This window comes from Streptomyces sp. NPDC002309 (genome assembly GCF_053593375.1).
Window position 1 is genome coordinate 1 of record NZ_JBSFCI010000089.1, and the last position, 6,800, is coordinate 6,800.

At 66.4% G+C, this 6,800-nt stretch carries 5 protein-coding genes; all 5 read left to right on the forward strand.

Features of this window, described 5'->3' with window-relative positions; translation table 11 throughout:
• Positions 1-13 precede the first annotated feature (13 nt).
• The 5 genes from ACWCPM_RS34355 to ACWCPM_RS34375 all read left to right on the forward strand — a co-directional run bounded on the left by ACWCPM_RS34355 (position 14) and on the right by ACWCPM_RS34375 (position 6,701).
• Complete coding sequence (locus ACWCPM_RS34355) at positions 14-2,995, forward strand: amino acid adenylation domain-containing protein (protein WP_450980188.1); 2,982 nt, start codon at positions 14-16, stop codon at positions 2,993-2,995.
• An 84-nt stretch (positions 2,996-3,079) separates the two neighbouring features.
• Positions 3,080-3,292 carry an MbtH family protein gene (locus ACWCPM_RS34360; protein WP_450980189.1) on the forward strand — a complete coding sequence of 71 codons (213 nt, stop codon included), beginning with the start codon at positions 3,080-3,082 and terminating at the stop codon, positions 3,290-3,292.
• Between the two features lie 279 nt (positions 3,293-3,571).
• Positions 3,572-4,465 carry a DUF1963 domain-containing protein gene (locus ACWCPM_RS34365; protein ID WP_450980190.1) on the forward strand — a complete coding sequence of 298 codons (894 nt, stop codon included), beginning with the start codon at positions 3,572-3,574 and terminating at the stop codon, positions 4,463-4,465.
• Between the two features lie 231 nt (positions 4,466-4,696).
• The gene (locus tag ACWCPM_RS34370; protein ID WP_450980191.1) at positions 4,697-5,785 is read left to right on the forward strand and encodes a hypothetical protein; all 1,089 of its coding nucleotides are present in this window, start codon (positions 4,697-4,699) and stop codon (positions 5,783-5,785) included.
• 166 nt (positions 5,786-5,951) lie between these two features.
• Positions 5,952-6,701: a transposase family protein gene (locus ACWCPM_RS34375; protein WP_450980192.1), complete on the forward strand. Its 750-nt coding sequence runs from the start codon at positions 5,952-5,954 to the stop codon at positions 6,699-6,701.
• Positions 6,702-6,800: the final 99 nt, after the last annotated feature.

Below are 6,800 nucleotides of genomic sequence, written 5' to 3' on the forward strand. Positions count from 1 at the left end.
GCTCTTCCAGGTGATGCTCGCTCTGCAGAACACCACCCACGCCGAACTCGACCTGCCCGGTATCCACACCGAACCCCTGCCCACCGGCGAACCGGCAGCGAAATTCGACCTGTTCTTCGCCCTCAATGAATCCTTCCGAACCGACACCGAGGCCGACCCCCGTATCGGCACCGGTGATCGCCCGGCCGGTCTGTACGGTGGTATCGACTACGCCCTTGACTTGTTCGACCGCGAGACGGTGGAGAACCTGGCCGAACGCTTCGTGCGCGTCCTGGACACCGTCACCAGGGAACCGCACCAGCGGGTCAGCGTGGTGGAGTTGCTGTCGGATGAGGAACGGCACCGGCTTGTGGTCGGTTGGAACGACACCGTCCAGGAGGTGACCGGGGCGGCGCTGCCCGAGCTGTTCCAGGCCCGGGCTGTCAAGCATCCTGATGCGGTCGCCGTGGTCTTCGACGGTGCTGAGGTGACTTATGCGGAGCTCGACGAGCGGGCGAACCGGCTTGCCCGGTTGCTGATCCGTCGCGGTATCGGACCCGAGAGCATCGTCGGCCTGGCCGTGCCTCGCTCGGTGGACCTGATCGTCGGTCTGCTGGCGGTGCTGAAGTCGGGCGCGGGTTACCTGCCGATCGATCCGGAGTACCCGGCCGAGCGGATCGCCTTCATGCTGGCCGACGCCGACCCCTCGCTGACGCTGACCACCACAGCTGTCGCCGGGCGCCTGGCCACCGTGTCCACGCTCCTGCTGGACGACCCTGCGGTCGTCGCCGAACTCGGCGCACTGCCGGCCGATGACTTCGGCGATGCGGAGCGGACCGGCCCGCTGCTGCTGCAGCACCCCGCGTACCTGATCTACACCTCGGGCTCGACCGGGCGTCCCAAGGGTGTGGTGATGACCTGCGGCGCGTTGGTCAACCTGTTGTCCTGGCACGCTTCTGCCCTCCCCGCCGAGGCCGGTTCGCGGGTCGCTCAGTTCACGGCGATCAGCTTCGACGTCTCGGCCCAGGAGATCCTCTCGGCGCTCTTGGACGGCAAGACCCTTGTGGTGCCGGACGAAGAGATCCGGCGTGACCCGGAAGAGTTCGCGGCATGGCTGAGGGAGCAGAGGGCCACCGAGCTGTACGCCCCCAACATGATGGTGGACGCGCTCGGTGAGGCCATGGCGGAGCAGGGCACGGACCTGCCGTCGCTTCGTCATGTTTCCCAGGCCGGCGAGGCACTCGTGCTCGGTGACCGAGTCCGCGATCTGTGCGGGGCGACCGGGGCGGTTCTGCACAACCACTATGGTCCGTCCGAGACTCATGTGGTCACCGCCTATACCCTGCCGGCGGACCCGGCGGCATGGCCCGGGGGAACCGCGCCGATCGGCCGTCCTGTGTGGAACACCCGGGTCTACGTCCTCGACCCGGCTCTGCGGCCGGTGCCGGTGGGTGTCGCGGGTGAGCTGTACGTCTCCGGCGCCCAGTTGGCCCGCGGCTACCACGCCCGGCCGGGGCTCACCGCCCAGCGCTTCGTCGCCGACCCCTTCACCCTGGGGGAGCGGATGTACCGCACCGGCGATCTGGCCCGCTGGAACGCCGGGGGACAGTTGGAGTACCTGGGCCGTACGGATGACCAGGTGAAGGTGCGTGGGTTCCGTATCGAGTTGGGTGAGGTCGAGGCCGCGCTGAGCGCGCATCCGTCCGTGTCCCAGGCGGCGGTGATGGTGCGTGAGGACCGCCCCGGTGACAAGCGCCTGGTCGGCTACCTCGTACCCCACAGCGGCGGCAGCAGCACCACCGGGGTTGACCTGGCTGCCCTGCGGGCGCATCTCGGCGCGATGCTGCCGACGTACATGGTGCCGTCCGCGCTGGTGGTCCTGGACAGGCTGCCGCTGACGGTGACCGGGAAGCTGGATCGACGGCAGCTTTCCGCGCCGGACTATGCGCGGTCCGCGCTCAGCCGGGAACCCGCCTCCATCCAGGAGGAAGTCCTGTGCAGAATTTTTTCCGAAGGGCTGAATGTTCCTCACATCGGAGTGGAGGACAACTTCTTCGAATGTGGTGGACATTCACTTCTGGCGGTCAAGCTGGTGAGCCGGATTCGTTCGATCATGGGCGTCGACGTCTCGCTCCAGATGTTGATGCAAGCGCCCAGTGTCGCAGGACTTGCTCATCGGCTCAGCCTTCCCACGATGACGGACTCGCTCCGTACGCTTCTTCCCATAAGGACGCACGGAAGCCGGCCACCCCTCTTCTGTGTCCACCCGCGATCCGGGTTGAGCTGGTGCTTCGCGCCTCTGGCCGGGTTCGTACCCTCTGACATCCCCTTGTACGGCCTGCAGGCGCGGGACGCTGACGGTTCGGGTGAGTTGCCGGCGTCCATCCGGAAAATGGCGGAAGAATACGTCGAAGAGCTGCGTACCGTGCAGTCGTCGGGTCCCTACCATCTGCTCGGGTGGTCAATGGGCGGCCGCGTTGCTCAGGAGATGGCCGTACAACTGCAGGAAGACGGCCAGGAAGTGGCACTCATCATCATGGGAGGCTATGCGCCCGCCCCGTCCGACGCGCTGACCATGGACGAGACCGGCGCGGAGTCCGCGGATCCTGCCGGTGAGGCGAGCCAGGAACGTGGCGGCAAAAGCCATGACGATCATACGGATGCGGGAGAGGTGTTCGACGAGTCGCCTTCCCTCCGTGATCTCGCCGGACTTCCTGACTACTTCCGCAGCGAGATCTCAGAAGAAGAAGCGGAAGTCAGGGCGAGGATCATTGCAAATAACACCCGCATCTATGTGAAACACTATCCTCGCAAATTCCGCGGCGATCTTCTCTTTATTTCGTCGGACGAGCTCGAGGACGGTTCTGGTCGCATCATGTGGCAGCCCTATACTTCCGGCCGAATAAGCGAGTCGCGATTGCCTTGCACTCACGACGAAATGGCAGATCCCCCCATGCTCTCTCTGCTTTGGGATTCAATCGCCGCTTGGCTGTCCACGGCAGAGGACAGAGGATAGCTCGGTTGAAAAGGCGCCGAACAGTCGTTGGTCGAGGTTGAGCTTCCTCGCGTTTCCATCATGTGTGACGGAAAGGATTGAATAATGACGAACCCCTTTGAGGACCAGGACGCGAACTATCTTGTTCTGAAGAACGAGGAGGGCCAGTTCTCGCTCTGGCCCACATTTGTCGACGTGCCGGCCGGGTGGGAGTCGGTCTACGGAGAAGCGGCGCGGCAGGCATGCCTTGATTTCATCGAGAACACCTGGACCGACATGCGCCCCAAGAGCTTGATCGACGCCATGAACGCCGGCTGAGCCGGGGCGGGGGACTGGCGCGGTCGATGATGCTCCGCGTCCAGTCCCTGCCGCTCCGAACCGGACCTGCACTTCTCCGGCATCCGGCTCCGGGACATCGTTCACCGGCTGCTGAGCTTGAACTCGTTTCGGCTGGGGCCGTCTCGGCCGACGGCCGTCGTGCCCCGGCGGGGCGAGGTGGCCCCTGTGGGCCGGCCCGAGGGACCGTGAGGCTACTCTGCTGGGCGCTGCGGCCTCGGCTGTCGCTCACCCACGATCCGCCCGCGAGGAGCACGTCCGATGGCTCGCACCACCCCGCCGCGTCCTCTCGACGTCGAGGCCCTGTTCCCCGAGTTGGCCCTCTACCGGAAGCATGCCATCAGGCTGCATCCGCGTGTCGGCGACCCGAGCGCACGGGACAGCTCGCTCGGCGGGCCCGTGCTGTGGCCGCGTTCGCAGCCCTGGCCGCTCTGCGAGGACGATCACCCGCGCTCGGCGTTCTCCCCACCGGAACAGGGGCCGATCCCCCTCGTTCCGATCCTTCAACTCTTCGCCGGCGACGTGCCTGACCTGGCCTTCCCGAACGGCACCAATGTGCTGCAAGTGTTGTGGTGCCCCTTCGATCACGAGCACGGTCACGTTCCGCGTCCCGAGATCTTCCGGTGGGACAGCTCCCAGGACGACGTCGAACCGGCTGACCCGCCGCGCCCCGTCGGCGCTGACAGCGACTACCTTGCGGATCGGTGTGTCCTGCACCCGGAACCCGTTACCGACTACCCGAACTGGGATCTACCGGAAGAGGTCGCGGACGCACTCGAATCGAGGTTTGAGGAGCTTGAAGAGGAAACGGGCTGGTCGTACTGGTCCCACCTCTCCGTGGCCGAAGGAATCAAGGTCGGTGGCTACCCGACCTGGACGCAGGAACCGAACTGGCCGACATGCCCGACGTGCGGCCGACGCATGGAGCATCTGCTGACCCTCAGCAGCGCCGAGTTCGACGGCGAAAGTTGGCTGACCTGGCTGCCCGTCGAGGACACCCCGGCCACGGGCACGATCTGGGACCTGCCCTACGAGGAACGGAGGCAGATCCAGCGCCCGCCTGGGCTCATGCTCGGCGACATGGGTGGTATGTATCTGTTCGAATGCCCGAGGTGCCCCGAGCGGCCCTTCGCCTATCGATCCGACTGCTCCTGACCGCTGTGGCGCCGGCCCTGGCAGTATGTACTGCTTCCCCGACTGAGCTTTTTCAGAGTGACCACTGATCGAGTGATGGCTGGGCCGAAGCACGCTGGTTGCCACATGGGCAGGCTTACTGTCGATGTGGCCGAGGCTGCATGCGTTGGACTTGACCGGCTGAACACCGCTGCCATCGAAGCTGGTTGAGGCGGCCAGGGGTTGTCAGTGACTGGTGACAGGATCACCGACATGGTTTTCGTACGCACTACTCCGTCGCGGCCCGTGGACGTGACCGCGGTCTTTCCCGAGCTGGCGCCGTTGGCACGTCCTGCGATTCGGCTGCACCCTCGTCCCGGGTCGCCTTCGGCCGGGGAGAGCTCGGTAGGGGGGCCGTTGCTGTGGCCGGCGGAGGAGCCATGGCCGCACTGTGAAGCCTCGCACCTGCACGTGGACAGCGGGTTCCGCCAGTCGCCTGCCGACGTGCGGCTCATGAGGCGCAGGCAGGCCCGGTGGCACCGTGATCACGATGGTCGTGGTGGGATGACGCCCGAGGAGGAGGCGATCAAGGAGCGGAACGCCGCGAGGCTCACGGAGCGGCTCGACGCCGACCCTCCGCCCGCGGACTGCCCGGTCCCCATGCTGCCCGTGGCCCAGCTGTATCTGCGCGACATACCCCTGCTGCAGCCGCCCGGACAGGCCGATCTGCTCCAGGTCCTCTGGTGCCCCTACGACCACGATCCGCATCACAAACCGTCGACCGCACTGTTCTGGCGGTCCGCCGCCGAGGTCGTCGACATCCTCGCCACACCGCCCGAACCGTACGAGGTGAACGATGACGGCTATCTGCCGGAGCCGTGCGTGCTGGCACCGGAAGCGATCACCGAGAACCCCAACAGCCTCGATCTGAGCCCGCAGATGCTGGTGATGGTGGAGGACTGGAGCAGATGGCAGGCGGCCGGCGTCGACGTGGACAGCTCCGAGCACGCGGACTGTCCGCGGGACTTCTATGACGTCCATCTGGCTGACGCGCCCGGCTGGAAGGTCGGCGGCTGGCCTCCGTGGGGCCGCACCGACCCCAACCCCCGATACTGCACTGTCTGTGATGTGCAGATGGTACCGCTGCTGACCATCGCCTCCTACGAATGGGACGGCGGTGAGGGACACAGCTGGGCACCTCACGAAGAACAGGCCGCCGCCTACGCCGCCAACACCACCGGTCATTGCTGTGGCCAGGACCCCTCGCAGCCGACCAAGGTCGAAGTCGGCAGCACCGACAACATGCAGATCTACGTCTGCCCGGCCGCCCCTGAGCATCCGCACACCGACCTGATCCAATGAGCTGCCGGGCCTGTCACGCACCCTCCGCAGCCGGTGACAGAAGTGCCGCCGCGTCAGGGTGTGTGACAGACCGCTCGCCTCACGGCGGCGGGTCCCGCAACGCACGAGGCTTCTGTGCCGTTGGGGGAGGTGTTCGAAGTCCCAACCCGTCTGCACAGAAGCCTCGTTGGTTCCCCATCCTGCCGCACTCGACCTGCCGCACGCGCTGGTCGAGTGGATCACCATGCTCATCGTCACCCGTGAGGGTGACCGCCGCTGCAAGCTTCCACCGCACAAGCGGGCCCTGATCACGCTGGTGTACCTGCGCAAGCACGACACCCTCGCACAGATCGCCGCAGGCTTCGGCATCTCGGTGGGCACCGCCCACGCCTACATCCGCAGGGTGGTCGACCTGCTCGCGGTGCGGGCATCCGGCCTGCTCAAGGTCCTGCGTGAAGCCGACCCGGACTTCGTCCTGCTCGACGGCACCCTCGCCGCATGCAACCGCCTGGGCGATGGCCGGGCCGACTACTCCGCCAAACACCGACGCCACGGGGTGAACGTCCAGGTCGTGACCGACCCAGCCGGCCGGGTTCTGTGGTTTTCACCCGCCCTGCCAGGCCGGACCCACGACCTGACCGCGGCCCGCACCCACCGGATCATCCGGATCTGCGAACGCCAGGGCGTCCCGGTCCTCGCCGACCGCGCCTACCTTGGAGCCGGCCCCTGGATGACGACACCGGTCAGACGCCCACCCGGTCGTGACCTGTCACCGACCCAGCTCACCGTCAACCGCGCGCTGTCGGCAACACGGGCACCAGTCGAGCGTGGCGCGGCCCGCCTGAAGTCCTGGCGGATCTTCCATCACGCGCGCTGCAGCCCAAATCGAGTGTCGTCAATCGCGGCTGCGGTCCTCACCCTGGAGCGGCAACGCTGAAAGAGCTCCCTACGTTGTTCCGTGGGACGCGGTGAGCCCCTCGTATGGTTCATCCACCCAGGGGTGCTGGGTGTGGTTCAAAAGGCTCTGCCGCTTGTG